The organism is Flavobacterium sp. AK-301 (assembly GCF_058310215.1).
Genome location: NZ_JBZEES010000005.1, coordinates 22,584 through 42,636, shown reverse-complemented (window position 1 = coordinate 42,636; position 20,053 = coordinate 22,584). Strand labels below are relative to the sequence as shown.

Annotated in this window: 19 protein-coding genes; 9 read left to right on the top strand and 10 right to left on the bottom strand. The window is 32.7% G+C overall.

Annotation, left to right across the window (positions count from 1 at the left end; translation table 11 throughout):
- The first annotated feature begins 288 nt into the window (after nt 1–288).
- Nucleotides 289–726 carry a DUF1090 domain-containing protein gene (locus AC4FQX_RS09325; protein ID WP_491167419.1) on the top strand — a complete coding sequence of 146 codons (438 nt, stop codon included), beginning with the start codon at nt 289–291 and terminating at the stop codon, nt 724–726.
- Between the two features lie 62 nt (nt 727–788).
- Complete coding sequence (locus AC4FQX_RS09320; RefSeq protein ID WP_491167418.1) at nt 789–1,187, top strand: DUF1090 family protein; 399 nt, start codon at nt 789–791, stop codon at nt 1,185–1,187.
- A gap of 69 nt (nt 1,188–1,256) precedes the next feature.
- Here the strand turns inward: AC4FQX_RS09320 and AC4FQX_RS09315 are convergent, their stop codons facing one another.
- From AC4FQX_RS09315 to AC4FQX_RS09295, 5 genes are all read right to left on the bottom strand, one after another.
- Complete coding sequence (locus tag AC4FQX_RS09315; RefSeq protein WP_491167417.1) at nt 1,257–1,601, bottom strand: DUF4280 domain-containing protein; 345 nt, start codon at nt 1,599–1,601, stop codon at nt 1,257–1,259.
- 11 nt (nt 1,602–1,612) lie between these two features.
- On the bottom strand, nt 1,613–2,137 hold the full coding sequence (locus AC4FQX_RS09310) for a hypothetical protein (protein ID WP_491167416.1): 525 nt from the start codon (nt 2,135–2,137) through the stop codon (nt 1,613–1,615).
- Between the two features lie 104 nt (nt 2,138–2,241).
- On the bottom strand, nt 2,242–5,514 hold the full coding sequence (locus AC4FQX_RS09305; RefSeq protein WP_491167415.1) for a phage baseplate assembly protein V: 3,273 nt from the start codon (nt 5,512–5,514) through the stop codon (nt 2,242–2,244).
- Between the two features lie 32 nt (nt 5,515–5,546).
- The gene (gene tssD, locus AC4FQX_RS09300; RefSeq protein WP_491167414.1) at nt 5,547–5,939 is read right to left on the bottom strand and encodes a type VI secretion system tube protein TssD; all 393 of its coding nucleotides are present in this window, start codon (nt 5,937–5,939) and stop codon (nt 5,547–5,549) included.
- Nucleotides 5,940–6,499: 560 nt separating this feature from the next.
- The gene (locus tag AC4FQX_RS09295; protein WP_491167413.1) at nt 6,500–7,315 is read right to left on the bottom strand and encodes a UbiA prenyltransferase family protein; all 816 of its coding nucleotides are present in this window, start codon (nt 7,313–7,315) and stop codon (nt 6,500–6,502) included.
- 139 nt (nt 7,316–7,454) lie between these two features.
- Between AC4FQX_RS09295 and gcvP the strand changes: the two genes are divergently transcribed.
- From gcvP to AC4FQX_RS09265, 6 genes are all read left to right on the top strand, one after another.
- On the top strand, nt 7,455–10,304 hold the full coding sequence (gcvP, locus tag AC4FQX_RS09290; protein WP_491167412.1) for an aminomethyl-transferring glycine dehydrogenase: 2,850 nt from the start codon (nt 7,455–7,457) through the stop codon (nt 10,302–10,304).
- A 277-nt stretch (nt 10,305–10,581) separates the two neighbouring features.
- Entirely contained in the window at nt 10,582–11,640 is a 1,059-nt protein-coding gene (locus AC4FQX_RS09285) for a 3-oxoacyl-ACP synthase III family protein (protein ID WP_491167411.1), read from the top strand.
- A 2-nt stretch (nt 11,641–11,642) separates the two neighbouring features.
- Nucleotides 11,643–12,170 carry a methyltransferase domain-containing protein gene (locus AC4FQX_RS09280; protein ID WP_491167410.1) on the top strand — a complete coding sequence of 176 codons (528 nt, stop codon included), beginning with the start codon at nt 11,643–11,645 and terminating at the stop codon, nt 12,168–12,170.
- Nucleotides 12,167–13,015 carry a glycosyltransferase family 2 protein gene (locus AC4FQX_RS09275; RefSeq protein ID WP_491167409.1) on the top strand — a complete coding sequence of 283 codons (849 nt, stop codon included), beginning with the start codon at nt 12,167–12,169 and terminating at the stop codon, nt 13,013–13,015. Before AC4FQX_RS09280 ends, AC4FQX_RS09275 begins: the two co-directional genes overlap by 4 nt.
- Nucleotides 13,016–13,078: 63 nt before the next feature.
- The gene (locus AC4FQX_RS09270) at nt 13,079–13,819 is read left to right on the top strand and encodes an MlaE family ABC transporter permease (RefSeq protein WP_491167408.1); all 741 of its coding nucleotides are present in this window, start codon (nt 13,079–13,081) and stop codon (nt 13,817–13,819) included.
- Complete coding sequence (locus AC4FQX_RS09265; protein WP_491167407.1) at nt 13,816–14,592, top strand: ABC transporter ATP-binding protein; 777 nt, start codon at nt 13,816–13,818, stop codon at nt 14,590–14,592. The genes AC4FQX_RS09270 and AC4FQX_RS09265 overlap by 4 nt, the downstream gene beginning before the upstream one ends.
- A gap of 84 nt (nt 14,593–14,676) precedes the next feature.
- Here AC4FQX_RS09265 and AC4FQX_RS09260 read toward each other — a convergent pair whose 3' ends face one another.
- Both AC4FQX_RS09260 and AC4FQX_RS09255 read right to left on the bottom strand, forming a co-directional pair.
- The gene (locus AC4FQX_RS09260; RefSeq protein WP_491167406.1) at nt 14,677–15,741 is read right to left on the bottom strand and encodes a mannose-1-phosphate guanylyltransferase; all 1,065 of its coding nucleotides are present in this window, start codon (nt 15,739–15,741) and stop codon (nt 14,677–14,679) included.
- A gap of 62 nt (nt 15,742–15,803) precedes the next feature.
- Nucleotides 15,804–16,403 (bottom strand): SprT-like domain-containing protein, encoded by a 600-nt coding sequence (locus AC4FQX_RS09255; RefSeq protein WP_491167405.1) that lies wholly within the window; start codon nt 16,401–16,403, stop codon nt 15,804–15,806.
- A 59-nt stretch (nt 16,404–16,462) separates the two neighbouring features.
- Here AC4FQX_RS09255 and AC4FQX_RS09250 point away from each other — a divergent pair, with 59 nt between their 5' ends.
- On the top strand, nt 16,463–16,645 hold the full coding sequence (locus AC4FQX_RS09250) for a hypothetical protein (RefSeq protein ID WP_491167404.1): 183 nt from the start codon (nt 16,463–16,465) through the stop codon (nt 16,643–16,645).
- Nucleotides 16,646–16,926: 281 nt separating this feature from the next.
- Here the strand turns inward: AC4FQX_RS09250 and AC4FQX_RS09245 are convergent, their stop codons facing one another.
- From AC4FQX_RS09245 to AC4FQX_RS09235, 3 genes are read right to left on the bottom strand one after another with little or no spacing between them, the layout of a single operon-like run.
- A complete protein-coding gene (locus tag AC4FQX_RS09245) occupies nt 16,927–17,445 on the bottom strand; it encodes a hypothetical protein (RefSeq protein WP_491167403.1) in 519 nt (172 codons plus the stop codon).
- Nucleotides 17,446–17,483: 38 nt separating this feature from the next.
- Nucleotides 17,484–18,764 carry a hypothetical protein gene (locus tag AC4FQX_RS09240; RefSeq protein WP_491167402.1) on the bottom strand — a complete coding sequence of 427 codons (1,281 nt, stop codon included), beginning with the start codon at nt 18,762–18,764 and terminating at the stop codon, nt 17,484–17,486.
- Between the two features lie 20 nt (nt 18,765–18,784).
- Nucleotides 18,785–19,348, bottom strand: coding sequence for a YceI family protein (locus AC4FQX_RS09235; RefSeq protein ID WP_491167401.1), 564 nt, complete (start codon nt 19,346–19,348; stop codon nt 18,785–18,787).
- Between the last annotated feature and the right edge of the window lie 705 nt (nt 19,349–20,053).

The following is a 20,053-nucleotide window of genomic DNA, read 5'->3' as shown; positions in this document are numbered from 1 at the left end:
AACTTATTTCAGGACAAGACATTTATGGAAATCCGGAATAAACAGGAGTTCATTCTAAAATAGTGATACAGAATTAATAGAAAATATAAAGTACAATTTTTAAACAGGCTCTTTTTTCAGCACTAAAAAATCATGGCATGCTTTATGTTAACGAAATGTGAAAACTTACTAAACGAGACAACAAACAGGCTCTTGCGGTAGATTTATTTTTGAAAAGAATAAAGAAACAGACCTTTTTTATTTCTCAAAACTAAAAGTAAAACTAAATTAAATAATTAAAAAAAAGCTATGATTTCAAAAACAAAAATTTTATCAGTAGTAGTATTTCTTACCTTCTCTATTGTTGGATTTGCCCAAGATGAATGTGGCGGTTTAAGAGGATGTGAAAGAAAGCTATGCGAATTAAACCGAAAACTTGGTTACGCAAAACAATATGGAAGATATGGTCAGATTCGCGGATTAGAAAACGCCATATATCATACTAAAAGGAATTGTAATTCCGGTTATAATTATGGTAACAGCTACGCTGACAACCATTATAACAATGATTATTATGGGAATGATATAGATAAAAAAATCAGAGACAAAGAAAAAAAAGTCAGAGAAAGACAAGAAGAACTTGATGAAACCATCATGAAAAATGAAAAATGGGAGAAAATCGAAAAACGAAAAAGAAAGCTGGAAGAGGCTCTATTTGAATTAGAACAGGTTAAAAAATATAGATAAGATATTTCCCCTAAAACAATATTTATTAACAGAAACTTAGAAAACAGAAATAAATTAAAATTATGACATTAAAAACAAGAATTTTATCAGTAGCATTTTTTGCTGTTTCTTTTATTGGATTTGCACAAAGTAATTGTAAAGGATTAAAAGGTTGTGAAAGAAAGTTATGTGAATTAAACACAAAATTAGAATATGCTAAACAGTATGGCAACCAACACAAAATTAAAGGAATAGAAGACGCCATCTATTATACTCAAAGAAACTGTACGACAAACAAAGTATACAATGACTTTGATAAAAAAATCAAAGAAAAAGAAGAGAAAGTAAAAGAGAAAACAAACGATTTAAACGAAGCAATCAGAGATCACGAAAAAGCTGAAAAAATCGAAAAGAAAAGAAAAAAAGTAGAAGAAGCTAAAGCGGAATTAAAAGAAGCTATTCTGGCACAAAAAACAAAATAATTTTTTGAAACTATGAAATAAACTGTGTAACTATATATTTATGGCTACACAGTTTATGTTATAATGCCACTACTCTCCATCAACAAATACATTTTTACCTGTATCTGTAAAAGTTATTTTTCCACCAAAAGAACATATACACGAAGAATCTTTAGTTAATTTTTTCATTCCGTTAATAGATTCTTTTATTGTAGTATCCTGCCAGTCCTGAGGTACAGGAGCACACGTTGGATTACCAGAACTACGTTTACAATTCCCAAAACTTGGAATATTTACATTACCGGCTTTATCCTCTTCTGTTGCAATTAATCCTTCTTCTATCTTTATAAAAGTCTGACTGGTTACAATTAACCCTATCGATTTTGTACCTAAAGTACATTCCATTTGAGCTTGTTCAGTAACAATTTTAGGCATAACTATTTTTATTAACGGTGTTTATATATTATTTTTTTACCTTCGGGAGTCAATTCCAGTATAGTCTCTCCAGTTACACCATCTACTTCAATCACTCTTTCTTCCAAATCCATTATAACCTGATAATTAGGATAGGGTCTCTCACTTCGACGAACCGAAATCTTTTCATAGTTTTTAATAAAGATATCAAGATTGTATTCTCTCTTAATTTTCCAGGCAAGATCATTTATCGTAAATTTAAATGGTAACTCATAGTTTGTTTCTTTTATAAGCTCTCCCTGCTGATTATAAACTTGCCAGACTCCTACATAAAAACTATAAAAACGTTTTCCCGTACTTCTCATAGTATAAGAATCTTTATAAAAGGCTGTTTTTTCTTCATAAGGATTATTTTTATACGTAATTAGTTCCCCATAATATTCTGAGGATTCCACTAAACGAATTAATGAATCTCCTTTTTCAAATCGATACTCATACTCATAACCAAACCCTTTATTTTTATTTTTTTCAAATGTTACTATATCAAATTTTCTCATATAAGATGATTTTAGAATATTATTATTCTGTGCTATAATTGTACTATTTACCGAATACAAGACACAAATCCAAAAAAGAGTTGTTCTTAAAATAAATCTATTCATTATCTTTCGTTTTCTAGTTTAGGATTTACAATCTTACACTGCCATTGCCATAGGTGTTTTCTAGGCTGCTTACCATAATCCATTATGTTATCAGTAGTTTCTGCTTTAAAAAGATAAGGAGATCTAGGATCAAAAGAATGGAACAATCCATGTAAGTGTAGGACTTCATGAGCTATAGTCGAAGCTCCTCTTCTCTTGAATAAAGCTAATATTGCATCACCGTCTTTTCCACCAATATCATTTACTAAGCCTTCAGCTACTGTTTCCTCTAGTTTAACATCAAAATCAAGTCTTCCTAATCTATTAATATTAGCAACTATTCTAGAACCTGTTCGGAAATCAATCTCGTCAAATATAAACACTAATTTATAGTCACTATAAGTATCTATTTCCATTTTCTGTTTTTCTAATTCATCAATAAACTTCTTTTTTAAATACTCAAAAAAATTAAGCTCATCTGTATATATTCCTTTATCTGTTGTTATTGGTGCTTCATAATCATAATCTACATATTTTTGAAAAATATAAGTTCCATACTTTATTTCTCCTGTATCTTTATTCGTTGTAACACGAAACTCTTTATCTTTACTAAGATCCAAAACACCGTCATACTTCTCATAATCAGCAAATGTAAGAGCCTGATAAAAATACTTACGAAGCTCTTCAAGTTCATTTGGTAATAAATCTCCTAATACACCCATATCATCATCTCCGGAATCTATTGCTGTCTTTACCGGTATAACTAATACTTTAGTTGTATTTCTATGTTTCTTCGAATTACTTCCAATGACAATTTTACCCGCCAGCTTTCGATCATTTTCCTTTTCTGCTTTCGATTTGTTTTTAGAACTTTCGGGATATGCCCAAACTGATATTTCCTGATTTGAATCAAAACCATCAATATCTGCATCACAAGTTATTGTAATACTGCCATCAATAGAATCTTTTTTTGAACAAGGTTCTTTATCCTTCAATATCTTTGGTTTTATTTTAATATGTTTGGATGTACACTCAAGTTTTAACATTTCTAATTTATCCTCTATGGCTACCTTAACTTTGAGTGTTGCTGAAATTGGTGGTTTCTTCCCTGTTTTGATACTATTTTGAAACTGTTTTGTATATAAATTTAATATGGGAACAAAGTATTCCGTATCTGTAATATTGGGGTTTGTTTTCCTTCTATCTTTAAGTACAGGAATCATATTTTTTCTATACTCATCATTCTTTAAAGCATGTTCATCTAATCTTACATCTATAATTTTATCTCCTTCATAAATAATCTCTTTTACTCCTCCACGAAGAACATCTTCAAATTTATAATCATAATAACCATTATCACCCACCCGAAACCAATCAAAACCAAATTCGCCATCATATGAATCAGTCGGACGAAAATCAACCACCGCTAATGCTATTTCTTCTACAGGTGCATTATCTACAACTTTAGCATCCTGAGCCAAATGCATAACACCAGAACTCTTTAAATCCATAACGCCTGTGCTATTTGCCTGAATCATTCGATTACTATGGAGAAAAAGCTTATTCATTCCCAAAGCATTGATTTCATTTGATTGCATTTGCATTGCGCTCTTACTACTAAACAGAGATGTATCACTAAACATCGATATCCCGTTTGATACGGTATTCTTCAAATAAGAAGCTGAAGTATTAAACATATTACTGATACTCATCAAAAGATTATTACCTACACTTATCAGCAGATTATTACTCGCATTGATCTCTATATCCGTGGAGTTTAATATTATTCTCTTTGGAGCATCAATAGTAATAGTACCATTTCCATCCATATTAGATATATTGCCGCTGGGATCTTCTAGGGTCAGACTACCTTCGGCGTCATTATATACTATTTTGATTCCGCTTCGGGTTTGTAGTACTTTCAAATCATTCCCTTCTGTAGCAAAACCTGAAAGTTCTCTTCCATTATAATTTGTCCCTGACACGTAAGGGGCATCCGGATGATTCCCCTGAAAGGTTACGAATACCTCTTCACCAATTTCAGGAATACAATAAAACCCTTTACCACCTCCTGCATGCTGTGTTATTACCCGTAACCAGTCACTTTCATTTTCTCTGTTTTTATTATTCCAAAAGTATTTTACTTTGATACGTCCCAGTCCTTTAGGATCATTATTATCTATCACAACAGCGGACTGATCATAAGCAAATCCTCTGGCTAACGGATCAGTATAAGGAGGATACTGACAGTCCGCAGAAATACCTTCAAACTCATTTTTTAAATTACCAACCCCTGAACTGTAAAAAGAACATTTTGTTATGATAACATGATGAGAAACTCCTTCATCATCAATCGTTATGATATTGCCTATATGAATAGGTTCTCTGGTAATCCCGGAGTAAATCACCATTCTGGAAGCTTTACCTGAAGTATCTAATTTCTTCATACGATCAACAGTATTTTGATCTTTTGCTTCAGGTGTATAATAAGAATAAGGCATATCAGACAATCTTCGTCTGTACTGACCATGTTGAGTCTGAATAGCATTAACCATCAAATCATCCGAAAAATGATCTTTAGTATGTTCTTGCTCGGCTTGAAGTAACAGAGCCTGATTATAGTCGTATCCTGATAAAGCAGATTTATTACTGGATAAAACAACTTCCATTCCAAATTTACGCAAATTAACACCATTTTTTAATAGTATTCCGGATTCATTTAAACAGAATTTTATTTTTTCACCATTATAATAAAACCATTCTCCATGTTGTTTTGCTAATCGGGTAAGGTAACTCCAATCTGATTCATTAGACTGCATAGAACTGGCAATTCTCTCTTCATAACGCGGGATTATATCACCTAGATTCCATAATCCGGAAACTTGTATTTTAAGTGTATCTGTTATGATTTGAGCTAAAGTCTTATTTAGATGAAGACTACTGTGCGGAAAATCTTCTATTAAAATTGTTTTACTTTTCCCTGTAATCCAATAACCAATTGTTGCTCCATCTATATTATCTATTTTCATTGCAGTTATAACACCTGTATAAGTTATTTCTTTACCGATTGTGGTATAAAACGAAAATAAAATATCCATATCCATGAAATTCTGAAAATATTCAAATACCTGGACAGAATTTATTGTAAAATCTTCTGATACATGCCATAAGAATCGGAATTGAGTATGATGCAACATTTCCTGATGTATTTCTAAATCAGAGAAATGCACCATTTTACCATAGGTAGGAATCGTAATAACTACTCTATGCTCATATTGTTTTAATGTATTCATATTTTATTCTTTTCTATTTTGAAGAAAGCTCCTTATTCCAAATCCCAACCTTTTTGATATTTCGCATTAGAAAAATCGATTGTTTTAGCTGTAATTTCCATTTCTGTGATCATAGGGCTACTTGTAGTACTGTCAAATTCTTCTTTGAAATCGACACAAAAACCTTTAGTAAATTTTAATTCTTTCATTTTACTCATCGCATCCCTTCTAAAAAAGATAATTGTTCCGTCTTTCGTTTCTGAATTACTCAGCATCCAGTTTAAAAAATCAGTTTTTCGATCAGATTCCACTGCTATTTTAAGACGACCACCCCGAGCAATATCTTCCGGTCGATCAATTGTATTGGTTTTCTGACTGAAATGGATACTAAATCTCAACACCGTGAATTCTTCGCCATCAATTTGTAATTTTGCTAAAAAACTCATAATTATTATATTTATTGATAGTACAATTTTATTTCTGTACTGTTTATATTCCCTTAAAAACAAAAAATTGCTTTTATAACCTCCATTAATAAATACTTAATCAAAACAGATTTTAGCACTATTAAAAAACATATAAATCATAGTTCAACAATTGTTAAAATTAAACGTTATAAAAACAAATATAACTTTTAATTACCAAATTAAAGTATTAATTTTTACAAAAAAAACATATAATATATTTTTTATTTAAAAAATACTGAATAAAAAATAATTCATGTTAAAAAATAATATAATTAAATTTTAACAATTACCAAAACAACAGATATTTATGATATGTTAGAAAATAAAGAGAAAATAAAGAAAGAAATTTAAACCAATTCTGAAAGGGAAAACAGACAAAGTAATAACCTTGATTTACTTTTAAAAACAACACGCCAATCAAACAACAACATTATTTTTATTCACAACTAAAAACCAGTTATACTTAAAGAAAAGCTTATTCAGCAAAGAAAAAACTACTTTTTCAGACAGCTTCTTTATTTCTACATCAACACAATCCATTATCCATAAAGAATAACCATCCCCCACCAAAATACAGGAATAGCCTCTACCCAGAATGTAGTATAATATTTTGATCGATCAGGGCTGGCTTTTATAGTAAATAATGCTGTTACAATTACCATAACAAGATTAATCCATAGCTGACCTATATCTACTTCTGATTTTAATAATTCCAGAAAATAAAAAGGGACTAATAAAAATAACCCCAAGATCTTTGTATTATTAACCCCGATAATTTGTGGTACTGTTTCCAGGGAAGGATCATCTTTCTTCAGATCAATAATTTCAAAAATTAAGATTAAAACGATAACCAGCAAAAATCTTTGTACAAATTTTAAAGCAGCATCCCCAGTAAGCTCTGCCCCTGCATTCAGTAAAGGCAGCATAATAGTAATACCCGCCCAGCAAAAAGCTACCATATAAATTTTTACACCTCTCCAATTTCTAATATTTTTTTTATTTGGGAAAAAAGGCACTGTGTACAACAGTGTAAAAACTAAAAAAACGACTGCTACTATTTGAGTTATTTCCTGTAATTGAAAAAAAGAATAGACCACTATCAAAAAAGAACAAAAACTCAACAAGACAATCAATTTAAGCGTAAAACTGATACTTCTTTTTTTAGTAATAATTACCCTTTCATATTTTACAAAATTATACCCTGTAATGGTTCCAAAAAAAGTAAACAAAGCAATAGGAAAATCATACGGAACTGAAAACATATGATTTGTCATTTGCACTAAAGCAAATACTGCTAAAGCCACATGAATACTGCTTTGAATATAGAAATCAAAAAAGACCTTAATATATTTCATAGCAACAAAAATAACCAAACTGTTAACAACATATTCTTTTAGTTGATAAAATAGACAAAATCAACAGATAAAAACAATTTAAATCCCTTTTTAATACCTATTTTTGTTCGTTTATTAAATACAACTTATACTATTTATAATGAAAACAGATTCTTTTGCTTTAAGACATATAGGTCCAAGAGAAAATGACCTACAACACATGTTGAAAACTATCAATGTAGATTCAATAGAACAACTAATTTATGAAACACTCCCAGATGACATTCGTCTGAAAGCGCCATTAAACTTAGATCCTGCTATGACTGAATACGAATATCTAAATCATATTCAGCAATTAGGGAATAAAAATAAAATATTCAAATCATATATAGGCATGGGCTATCACCCTGCTATCGTTCCTGCTGTAATTCAAAGAAATGTTTTTGAAAATCCGGGATGGTACACTGCCTATACTCCATATCAGGCAGAAATTGCTCAGGGACGTTTAGAAGCCTTACTTAATTTCCAAACCACTGTAATAGAACTGACCGGAATGGAAATTGCAAACGCTTCTCTCCTTGATGAAGGAACTGCTGCAGCAGAAGCAATGGCGTTATTGTTCGATGTTCGCACACGTGATCAAAAGAAAAACAATATCAATAAGTTTTTTGTTTCAGAAGAAATTCTACCTCAGACACTATCTATTCTTCAGACACGCTCTACACCTATCGGGGTTGAATTAGTAATAGGAAATCATGAAAATTTTGATTTCTCTGATGATTTCTTTGGTGTAGCATTACAATATCCGGGAAAATACGGTCAGATTTACGATTATGCTGATTTCATTGCTAAGGCAAAAACAAAAGACATCAAAATTGTTGTTGCTGCCGATTTCTTAAGCTTAGTTAAACTAGCTTCTCCGGGAGAATTAGGTGCTGATGTAGTAGTCGGAACAACACAACGCTTTGGAATCCCAATGGGATACGGAGGACCTCATGCAGCTTATTTTGCCACAAAAGAAGAATATAAAAGAAGTATGCCGGGAAGAATTATCGGGGTATCTCAGGATGCTAATGGTAATAGTGCTCTACGTATGGCTTTACAAACACGTGAACAACACATAAAACGTGAAAAAGCAACTTCAAATATATGTACTGCTCAAGTTTTATTAGCTGTTATGGCAGGTATGTATGCAGTATATCATGGACCAAAAGGATTAGAATATATTGCAAATAAAATACATGCTTCCGCTTCAACATTAGCTGAATCTTTAAACAAAATTGGTATTATTCAAACTAACACCAGTTATTTTGATACGCTTCTGATAAAAACAGACGCTAAAAAAGTAAAAGTAATTGCTGAGAAAAAAGAACTCAACTTCTATTACATTGATGAACAAACCATCTCTATATCAGTTAATGAAACCACTTCTATAAACGACCTGAATGATATTGTTTCTGTTTTTGCAGAACTAACCGGAAAATCAGCTACTCCAATCGTAGAACTTTCAGAAGAAAATAATATACCTTCAAATCTGATAAGAACAAGTACTTTCCTTCAACATGAAGTATTTAACAACTATCATTCTGAAACAGCATTGATGCGTTATATTAAAAAATTAGAACGTAAAGACTTAGCGTTGAATCATTCCATGATCTCTTTAGGTTCCTGTACAATGAAACTAAACGCAGCGGCAGAAATGCTTCCTTTAAGCATGGCTAACTGGGGTAACATTCATCCTTTTGCTCCTTCCGAACAAGCACAAGGATATCAGATTATGCTTAAAAAATTAGAACAACAGTTAAATGTTATTACCGGTTTTGCCGGAACTACATTACAGCCAAATTCCGGAGCACAAGGCGAGTATGCCGGTTTAATGGTCATCAGAGCCTATCACCAATCCAGAGGAGACCACCACAGAAACATTGCTTTAATCCCTGCTTCTGCTCACGGAACAAACCCTGCTTCTGCTGTTATGGCAGGCATGAATGTAATTGTGACCAAAACAACAGAAGAAGGAAACATTGATGTTGAAGATCTGAGAGCAAAAGCAATCCAGTATAAAGATAACTTATCCTGCTTAATGGTAACATATCCGTCTACACATGGTGTATATGAATCTGCTATTATTGAAATTACTAAAATAATTCATGAGAATGGTGGACAGGTATATATGGATGGAGCAAATATGAACGCACAGGTAGCTTTAACAAATCCTGCTACAATCGGAGCCGATGTTTGCCACCTGAATTTACATAAAACTTTTGCCATTCCTCACGGTGGTGGTGGACCGGGCGTAGGACCAATTTGTGTTGCAAAACATCTAGTACCGTTTTTACCTACTAATCCAATAGTATCTGTAGGTGGAGAAAATGCAATTACAGCTATTTCTTCTGCTCCATGGGGCTCTGCTTTGGTTTGTCTAATCTCTTATGGTTATATAACAATGCTTGGTGCCGACGGATTAAAAAGCGCTACTCAACACGCTATCCTTAATGCTAATTATATCAAAGAAAAATTAAATGGTCATTATGAAGTACTTTATTCCGGAGAAAAAGGAAGAGCTGCTCACGAAATGATTGTTGACTGTCGTTCATTTAAACAAAACGGTATTGAGGTTATAGATATAGCAAAACGTTTAATGGATTACGGCTTCCATGCTCCAACTGTCTCTTTTCCGGTAGCCGGAACATTAATGATCGAGCCTACAGAGAGTGAAAATGTAGAAGAACTGGATCGTTTTTGTGATGCTTTAATTTCTATCAGAAAAGAAATTGCAGAAGCTACTGCTGATGATAAAAACAATGTACTGAAAAATGCACCTCATACATTAGCTATGCTTACCTCAAATGAATGGAATCTGCCTTACACAAGAGAAGAAGCAGCTTACCCATTAGAGTATATTGCAGAAAATAAATTCTGGCCTTCTGTTCGTCGTGTTGATGATGCTTACGGAGACCGAAACTTAATCTGTTCATGTGCTCCGATAGAAGCTTATATGGAACACTAAAAAGTGTAAAAGCGTCCCGAAAAACGGGACGCTTTTATTTATATACTATTTGGGATACAGAAAAGACTAATATACCACTTACTCATTCTCAATAATTCAAGAAAAAAAAATATCTAATATCTAAATAAACCACAAAAAAACACCTATTCCATACTTTTTTACAGCTTTAGCAGTCCAAAAGAAAAAATATCACAATAATAGGTGTTCTCTCTAAATTTTATAGTTGTATTGGTTTATTTATTTATAATTTAGCAACGAATTTCATAATAGAGTTATAATGAATATAAAAATAATTGGATCGGGGAGCTATATTCCTGAGATAAAAGTTACTAATCAAGACTTTGATAAACATATCTTTTTAAATGAAGACGGAACTCCATTTAAATACCCTAATGAAGTCGTTATTAATAAATTTAAAGACATAACAGGTATTGAAGAAAGACGTTATGCTGACGATCATTTACTTACATCTGACATTGCAACTATAGCTGCTGAAAAAGCAATTAAAGATGCTGAAATAGATCCCGAAACACTTGATTATATTATTCTGGCTCATAACTTCGGAAATGTAAAACCTAATGCAATTCAGTCTGACATTCTTCCCAGCTTAGCCACAAGAGTAAAAAACAAACTCCGTATCAAAAATCCAAAATGTGTAGCATATGATATCCTTTTTGGATGTCCGGGATGGATTGAAGGTGTATTACAATCCAATGCTTTTATTAAATCAGGGATGGCAAAACGCTGTTTAGTTATTGGAGCAGAAACTCTATCGAGAGTACTGGACCCTCATGATAGAGACTCCATGATCTATTCTGATGGTGCCGGAGCTTCCATTATTGAAGGAACAAATGATGCAGAAGGATTACTGGCTTATGAAAGTGCTACGTTCTCCTATGATGAATCTGATTACTTATTTTTCGGAAATTCTTATAATAAAGAGTTAGACCCAGATGTTCGTTATATTAAAATGCATGGTAGAAAAATATATGAATTTGCACTAAATCAGGTACCACAAGCAATGAAAAATTGTCTGGATAAAAGTGGAATCAAAATTGATGAAGTGAAGAAAATTCTGATTCATCAGGCAAATGAAAAAATGGATGAAGCAATTGTTAACCGTTTCTATAAAATGTATGGTAAGACAATGCCTGCAGATATAATGCCAATGACCATTCATAAATTTGGTAACAGCAGTGTAGCAACAATCCCCACATTATACGACCTGTTAACAAAAGGAATAATTGAAAATCAGAAACTAAATAAAGGAGATGTTTTTATCTTTGCATCCGTTGGAGCAGGAATGAACATCAATGCTTTTATTTACAGATATTAACTATGTACGAAAAAACTTTTCCTAATAAAAGATATAATCACACCTTAGCTTTTTTAAGAAAACATATTTCCAATTCTGAAACTATTTTAGATTTAGGTACAGAAAATCCTTTTGCTTTAATTATGAAGCAGGAAGGATTTTCTGTTTCTAACACAACTGGAGAAGATCTGGATGAGAATTATCAAGTTCTCAAAGAAAAAAAATATGATGTAGCAACTGCTTTTGAAATTTTTGAACATCTTTTAAATCCATACACTATCTTAAAAAATATCCAATCCGATAAAATTATTATTTCAATCCCTCTTCGATTGTGGTTCAGCCCGGCATACAGGAGTAAAACAGATCTGTGGGACAGACACTACCATGAATTTGAAGACTGGCAACTGGACTGGCTTTTAGAAAAAACAGGATGGGAAATACTAGACAGAGAAAAATGGACTAATCCGGTAAAAAAAATCGGAATCAGACCCCTGTTAAGACGATTTACCCCAAGATATTATATTGTTTACGCAGAAAAAATTCAATCATGAGATTTTACATCGTGATTCCTGCACATAACGAAGCGGTCTATATTGAAAAAACGCTCCGTTCTATCGTTAATCAGACTCTTTTACCAACAAAAGTTGTTGTTGTGAATGATCATTCGACAGATGAAACCGCCTCTATTGTATCTGATTATTGTCTAAAATACGAATGGATAGAATTAATCAACAGTAACTCAACAGAGGCTCATTTACCGGGAAGCAAAGTAATTCAGGCTTTTAATAAAGGCTATGAAACACTGGATGAAAATTATGACATCATCATTAAACTGGATGCTGACCTGATATTACCGGAAAACTATTTTGAATTGATTATTGCTATTTTCAAATCAGATCCTCAGATCGGAATGACCGGAGGTTTTGCTTATATTGAAAAAAATGGTGAATGGATATTAGAAAATCTAACCGACAAAGATCACATTCGCGGCGCTTTTAAAGCTTACAGAAAAGCCTGCTTTTTAGATATTGGTAAACTAAAACCTGCGATGGGATGGGACACTGTAGATGAATTACTGGCAAAATTTCACGGATGGAAAATAAAAACTGACGAAAGTCTAATCGTTAAGCATCTCAAACCAACAGGAATAAATTATAATGAAGCTGCAAGATATAAACAAGGTGAAGCTTTTTACAGCTTACGCTATGGATTTCTTATTACGACCATTGCTTCGTTAAAACTGGCTTTTATGAAGAAAAAACCTTTTCTGTTTATTGATTATTTAAAAGGATTCTTAAAAGCTAAAAAAAACAACATCTCTTTTCTAGTAAATCCTGAACAAGGAAAATTTATTCGCAATTATCGCTGGAAAAAAATGAGATCTAAATTATTCTAAATACTATATTCTTCTTCAGTAAACCAATAAAATTTGGTACTTTAGCCATTATTTTTTTTATAAATGAGATATTTAGAACAAATCGGGAAATATTTTCTGATGTTAAAAGAGGTTTTCAACAAGCCCACAAAATGGTCCGTAATGAAACAATTAATCTTTAAAGAGATTGATGACTTAATAATTGGCTCTTTGGGCATTGTTGCTTTTATTTCGTTCTTTGTCGGAGGTGTTGTTGCAATTCAGACAGCATTAAACTTAACAAATCCCTTAATTCCAAAATATTTAATCGGATTTGCGACAAGACAATCCGTTATATTAGAATTTGCTCCTACATTTATCTCTATCATTATGGCAGGAAAAGTAGGTTCTTACATTACTTCCAGTATCGGAACTATGAGAGTAACAGAACAAATCGATGCTCTTGAAGTAATGGGAGTCAATTCTCTGAATTATCTGGTTTTCCCTAAAATAATTTCTTTACTGCTTTATCCTTTCCTTATCTCAATAGCTATGTTCTTAGGAATATTAGGAGGCTGGATGGCTGCTGTTTACGGTGGATTTGCTGCAAGTAATGACTTCATCACCGGAGTACAGAAAGAGTTTATTCCTTTCCATATTACTTATGCTTTTATCAAAACCTTTGTCTTTGCTTTTTTATTAGCTACAATACCTTCTTTTCATGGATTTTACATGAAAGGCGGAGCATTAGAAGTAGGAAAAGCAAGTACAACTTCATTTGTGTGGACGAGTGTTGTTATTATTTTAGCAAATTATATTTTAACACAATTATTACTAAGTTCATGATCACAATAGAAAATATAGAAAAATCATTTAACGGCACCAAAATATTAAAAGGTATTTCAACCATTTTTGAAACAGGAAAAACAAATCTTATTATTGGACAAAGTGGATCAGGAAAAACTGTTTTATTAAAATCATTATTGGGAATCCATACTCCGGAAGCAGGAACCATTTCTTTTGACGGCAGAATCTACTCCGAATTAACCCCTGATGAAAAAAGAGACTTGCGTACAGAAATAGGAATGGTTTTTCAGGGTAGCGCTCTGTTTGATTCTATGAATGTAGAAGACAATGTCGGTTTTCCATTAAGAATGTTCTCTCAGAAGAAAGATTCTGAAATAAAAAGTAGAGTAAATACTGTTTTAAAAAGAGTAAATCTGGAAACTGCTCACAAAAAATTTCCTTCTGAGCTTTCCGGTGGTATGCAGAAAAGAGTGGCTATTGCACGTGCAATTGTTAATAATCCAAAATATTTATTTTGTGATGAGCCCAACTCTGGTCTGGATCCCGAAACATCAATCGTTATTGATAAACTTATTAAAGAAATCACAGAAGAATATAACATCACGACTGTTATCAACACACACGATATGAACTCCGTTATGGAGATCGGTGAGAAAATTATATTCCTTAAAAATGGTGTAAAAGCCTGGGAAGGGAATAAAGAAGAAGTATTCACAACCGAAAATCAAGCCATTGTAGACTTTGTATACTCCTCAAACCTATTTAAAAAAGTAAGGGAAGCACATTTAAAAGAGCTGAAAGATAAACATTAAGTATTTCTTATACAGAATAGAAGAAGCCTTTTAAATAATTAATTCAAAAGGCTTTTTTTATTGGAACAAATATAAATAATACAACTAAAATTTCTCATTCACTTCTTTCAGAATCAGCTTTATATCCTGTTCTTTTTCTTTAGGATAAATTAAAAGCACGTTATCCTTATCTACAATAATATAATTACTTAATCCGTCTATTACCACCAATTTATCTTTTGAAGTTCGAATAATATTATTGGAAGCATTCTTTAATAGCACTAAAGAATTAATAATAGCATTTTCATTTTCATCCTTTGGTAATTTATCATACAAAGAACCCCAGGTTCCAAGATCATTCCAGTCAAAGGAAACAGGTAGAACATATACATTTTCAGCCTTCTCCAGGATTGCATAATCAATTGAAATATTTTCTGCCTGTCCATAATATTTATTGATAAAACCATCTTCCTCAGGTGTATTATAAAAGTCATTTCCTTTCAAAAACAACTCATACATTGCCGGCTGATATTGCTGGAAAGCTTCTATAACTGAATTCGCACTCCAGATAAAGATACCTGCATTCCAAAGAAAATTACCACTCTTAAGAAATGTTTTTGCCGTAGCATAATCCGGTTTTTCTCTGAAATGAACTACTTTCTTTAAAAGGTTTTCATCTAATTTATTAAATTCGATATATCCATATCCTGTATTAGGAAAAGTCGGCTGAATTCCTAAAGTCATTAAAGCTTTCTCCTTAGCGCAAAAATTAAATGCTGTTTCAAGATTTTCTACAAACTGATCCTCATCTTCTATCCAGTGATCACTCGGTGCAACAACAATTACAGCATCAGGATTCTCGTTTTTTATCTTTAAAGATGCATAAAGTATGCAGGGGGCAGTATTTCGCATAGCAGGCTCTAGCAACACCTGTTCCTGATTTACTTCCGGTAACTGCTCTAAAACTAATTCATTATAACTTTCATGAGTTAATATTAAAATATTTTCGGCAGGAATTAATTTTGATAATCTACTAAATGTTTTCTGGATTAAAGTCTCTCCAGTTCCTAACATATCATGAAACTGTTTTGGAAATTCTGCTGTACTTACAGGCCAAAACCTTGATCCTACTCCACCAGCCATTAATATTGCGTAATAATTCTCGTTCATTGTATCGTTAGTAAAGAAATAACTGAGATAATAAAATATAAATCAATTAAAGAATATAATTTCTAATTTGTTAAAAATTCAACTTCTGCATTCGGGTTAAAAAGATATACTTTTCCGGAACTCACCTCCACACATTCAAACCGTTTTGTTCGTTGTGCTCCCTTTTTAAAAACCCTTCCGTTATGGATTCTAAACATACTCCCATACGAAAGTTCAAAGATATAGTTTTTATCGTTTTCTTTATCAAATTGTTTTAAAGCTAATGATAATGTTATATCTGTATCACTACTTGCTGTTGGATTTTTAAAATGTCTGGCCAACAGAGGTAATAAATGACGCGGGAAAATTTCTGGTCGAATAAAAGGAAGCATCATTCTCTGAAAAGTGTACTTCCATTCTGCCCCGTGTGGTTTTATTTTTCTTCCAAATTTTTCAAAGGCAACCAAATGAGATATCTCATGTATTAAAGTAATCAGAAATCTATATCTATTCAGACTTGCATTTACTGTAATCTGATGCGAGCCATTATGATCCCGTCTGTAATCTCCATGACGGGTAACACGTTCATTTACAATCTTTAGATTAACATTATTTGCTTTAATTAATTCAAACACAATATCTAATGAATGTTCCGGTAAATAAGGTGATAAAACTTCTTTCATTAATACAAATTTAATTTTTTTTTAATTACATCGGCAAGATAATAATGTTATTAAATAGTATGAATACTGAGATAAAGCAATACTATAATGATTTAGCTTCTGATTATGATGAAAACAGATTTGGAAATACTTATGAAAAATATATTGTTTCTCAAGAAAGAAACTTTTTAACTTGTTTACTAAAAAACACACATAACAAAAAAACACTTCTGATTTCTTATCTGAAACAAACAGGATTTTAAATAAAAACGGGAAATTGATCTTTGATTCTCCTTCAAAAAAAAGAAGAAAACTTACAAATTACAAATCTGAAAACCGGCATGGATCAAATCATTTTTCAAAAAGATGAAGTCCCTACAAAGAAACTCTATGCTCATATAGGTAAATTTTTGTTAGAAAATGATTTTCTAAAACAAGTTCACTCGTTACTTTAAATGTAAAAAGATGGAATATTGAAATTAAAAACAATCTTAAATAGTTTATAATTTTATCCAACGAATAGAGCTACGTAGTAACCAATAAACTACCGGGAATAAAGCTGAATGGAAAGATTTATTTTTTCTTTCACTTTTACCAGACCACCTAACCTCGAAGGTCTGACAAGCTCGAAGTCTGAAAAATTCACACTGATCGAGCCTTTAATCGTTTTTGAAATTTTCCGTAGTTCAAGATTCGGATAAGTTTTTTTCTTTCCGGCAAGATATAGCGTAAGGTTACAAGTCAGAATACTGCCTTTTCTTGCAATATCTGATAATTCAATATAAGTAAAAGCATATTCCTTTACTTTTAACGTTTTTCTGAAATCATGGTTTAGTATAAAATTACCGCAACCAAATTCCTTCCCCGGAATCTTATATTTCAAATGAGCAACCACGCCGACGCTCTCAAAGGACAATGTGTCTTTTTGAACAGAACTATAAGTACACTCAAATCTCCCTAGAGAAGTATTTCCTAAAATAGTAAAAGATTGCTTAGTGATTACCAAGTTTTCCTGTCTCGGGGTGAAAAACAGGAAAACCAAATATGGTAAAAGATATAACATGTAGATTATTTTTGGTATGGTTAAGTGTTGACTTAAGATTAAAACACTATTGCTGCTTCGGCCATAAATCCATTGAACTTACCACCATTCAAGATATTCGTGTTTGCATAGCCATTATATTTCTGGTTCACATATTCAACTTTTACTAAAATATTTCTTGTCATGAACCAGCCACCGCCAATATTGAAACGTGTAACGTCTACGCTTTCTCCTGCTATCGTTCTACCAGATACTGCATTGTATCTTCCTCCGAAGTACAGTTTTTCCTCGGTCCCGAAACGGTACAACAATTCAGCAGCATATTGCTGGAAAGTCCTACGGCTAGTTTCAGCAGATGTCCTTCCACCTGAATTTTCATATACCCCAAAGAATTCCAATCCTTTGTATTTGATAAACGGGTTAATCATAACAGCGGTAAGCTTATTAGTAAAACCAGGAAGAATCTGACCTGACCTAAAATTTCTTGTAGATGTTGCTGCCTCATTCTCCATCACATAATAATATCTTGATCCTGCTCTGTCCCCATCATAAAAATCGGTTCTCTGGGTTTCAGCAACATTATATACAGATCCAGTAAGGCGAACCCTCAAGTCACTATTCAATTGTTTGTCATATCCTATCTTGGCATATATTGACGGACTCGTTCCACCGTTCGCATTCTGGTTAAGTCTCCCATTAGTTACCCCTATCATACTAGTCCAACCATCTTTACGGTAATATACCTCAGCAAATACCATCGTAGCATAAGCATCCATCAAAAGATTTCCCACGAAAGGATTTGTCAACGTGTTGGCATTATCGCTTCTCCTAAAGTGTGCATCACCATAATTAATCTCATCATGCCCTACCTTGATAGTCGCATGTTTCATGAAATCTTTTAGGAATCCCTTTTTCACAAAATCAAGCTTATCTACCTGTAAGAATCCTCCTTTTACATATGCTTCATTGTGGTGGCGTGATGATAAGAATGTTCTCAGGTGGAGGTTTACCCCGTCATATAAAGCAACATTCAAATCTAAGTTAGCTGTTGCAAGATTAAAATTATTACCAATATTATATAACTGGTTTGTATTCACGCCATTTACCATAACTGGCACTGCTGAATTCTCATGTGAGAAAGCTTGATACTGGAGAGCAAAAGCACCACCAATACCGACAGACACCTTCTTGAAGGTAGTCACCGTATCTTTTTTAGCCTCAAAAGTGTTTTTAGCATCTTTGATCTGAGCATAGAAATTATCCATTTTTTGAGGCTGCTCCTGTGCAAGACCTAATGTCGCTGTCATTACTAAAACGGTAAGTGCAAAATAATTTTTCATGTGTTTTTTTTATATGTTACTTATTTAAAACTAATCGTAAAGGTGATTTTTACTGGATTTCCAGTTTTAACAGTACCCATTATTGCTGTAGGTGGCGTAATTTTATAATCAGTCAAATTAAAGCTGTAATTACCACTAAAAGTAAATTTGCCACTAGCTATTGTTTCCTTCACCGGGATGACCACTACTTTTGTAACTCCGGCTATAGTAAAGTTTCCTGTCAAGTTCCAATAACCGCTTGATAATTTGACAGCTTGCTTTAGCTCAAATTTCACTGTTTTATGCTCGGAAGCCTTTAATGCCTTGTAGGCATTCTTGTCCATTCCTTTTTTGCCACTCTTTATGCTCTCAACAGGCATCTCTACCATCAATGAAGTGATTTTATCCAGTTTTCCTGCTTTTATTATAGCTACTAACTTTCCTGTCGAAGTACTAGAAGTCATTTCCCAGTCATGCAATGTCGAAGTCCCTGATATGGATAACGAAGCCTTAGTTTCCAAACTGTGGATTTCCTCTGCCAGGACACTGCTCATAAAAAGCAAATTGCATAACAATACCATTACCATTAATTGTATATTCTTCATAATATTATAATTTTTAAGTATTTGTTTTCTTATTTATCTATTTTTCAATGTATTTACTGGTTATATCCAGTACTATGCCTCCATCAATCTATTCTTTTTTCATATTCTCAGAAATCTCAATGATGTCTTCCTTCACCACATGTGCTATACAGCCAGAGCATTCCATTTACCAGTCGCTTCTCGATATGAAGTGACTGACCTAACTCGGGCAACACTGTTGCTTTCATAGTTTGGCGTGATATACACAGGCATCGTCCTTCCTACAAAACAAGATTACGCCTGTCATCAATGTTCCCAAACTCATACATCCATCTTAGTTTGAATTCGTTACAAATTTCACAATAATTAAGAATCATAATAAATGATCCTTATCACTATAAAAAAAAAATATTTTTTTGTATTAGTGACTTCCGTCATTTTTTGGTCCTGGAAGTCTGCCATCAGTATATTGTCTATTTTATTTTTCCTCCAGCTACAGAATGCTGTAGAACCATGATATATATCATTATTTAACTATAATCACCAGAGTAATTTCACTTTATTATAACTTATTGTGACGACCTGAGAAAAATAATGAGACGGATATTTGGGATTTTGTTAAAGTAGGTGCGAAAGCTGATCATAAACTATAAATTCCCAAGACGTCCGGAACTCTCGATCATTGAAACCCTCTATAGCAGAACCATCATTTTTGAATAACAAGGG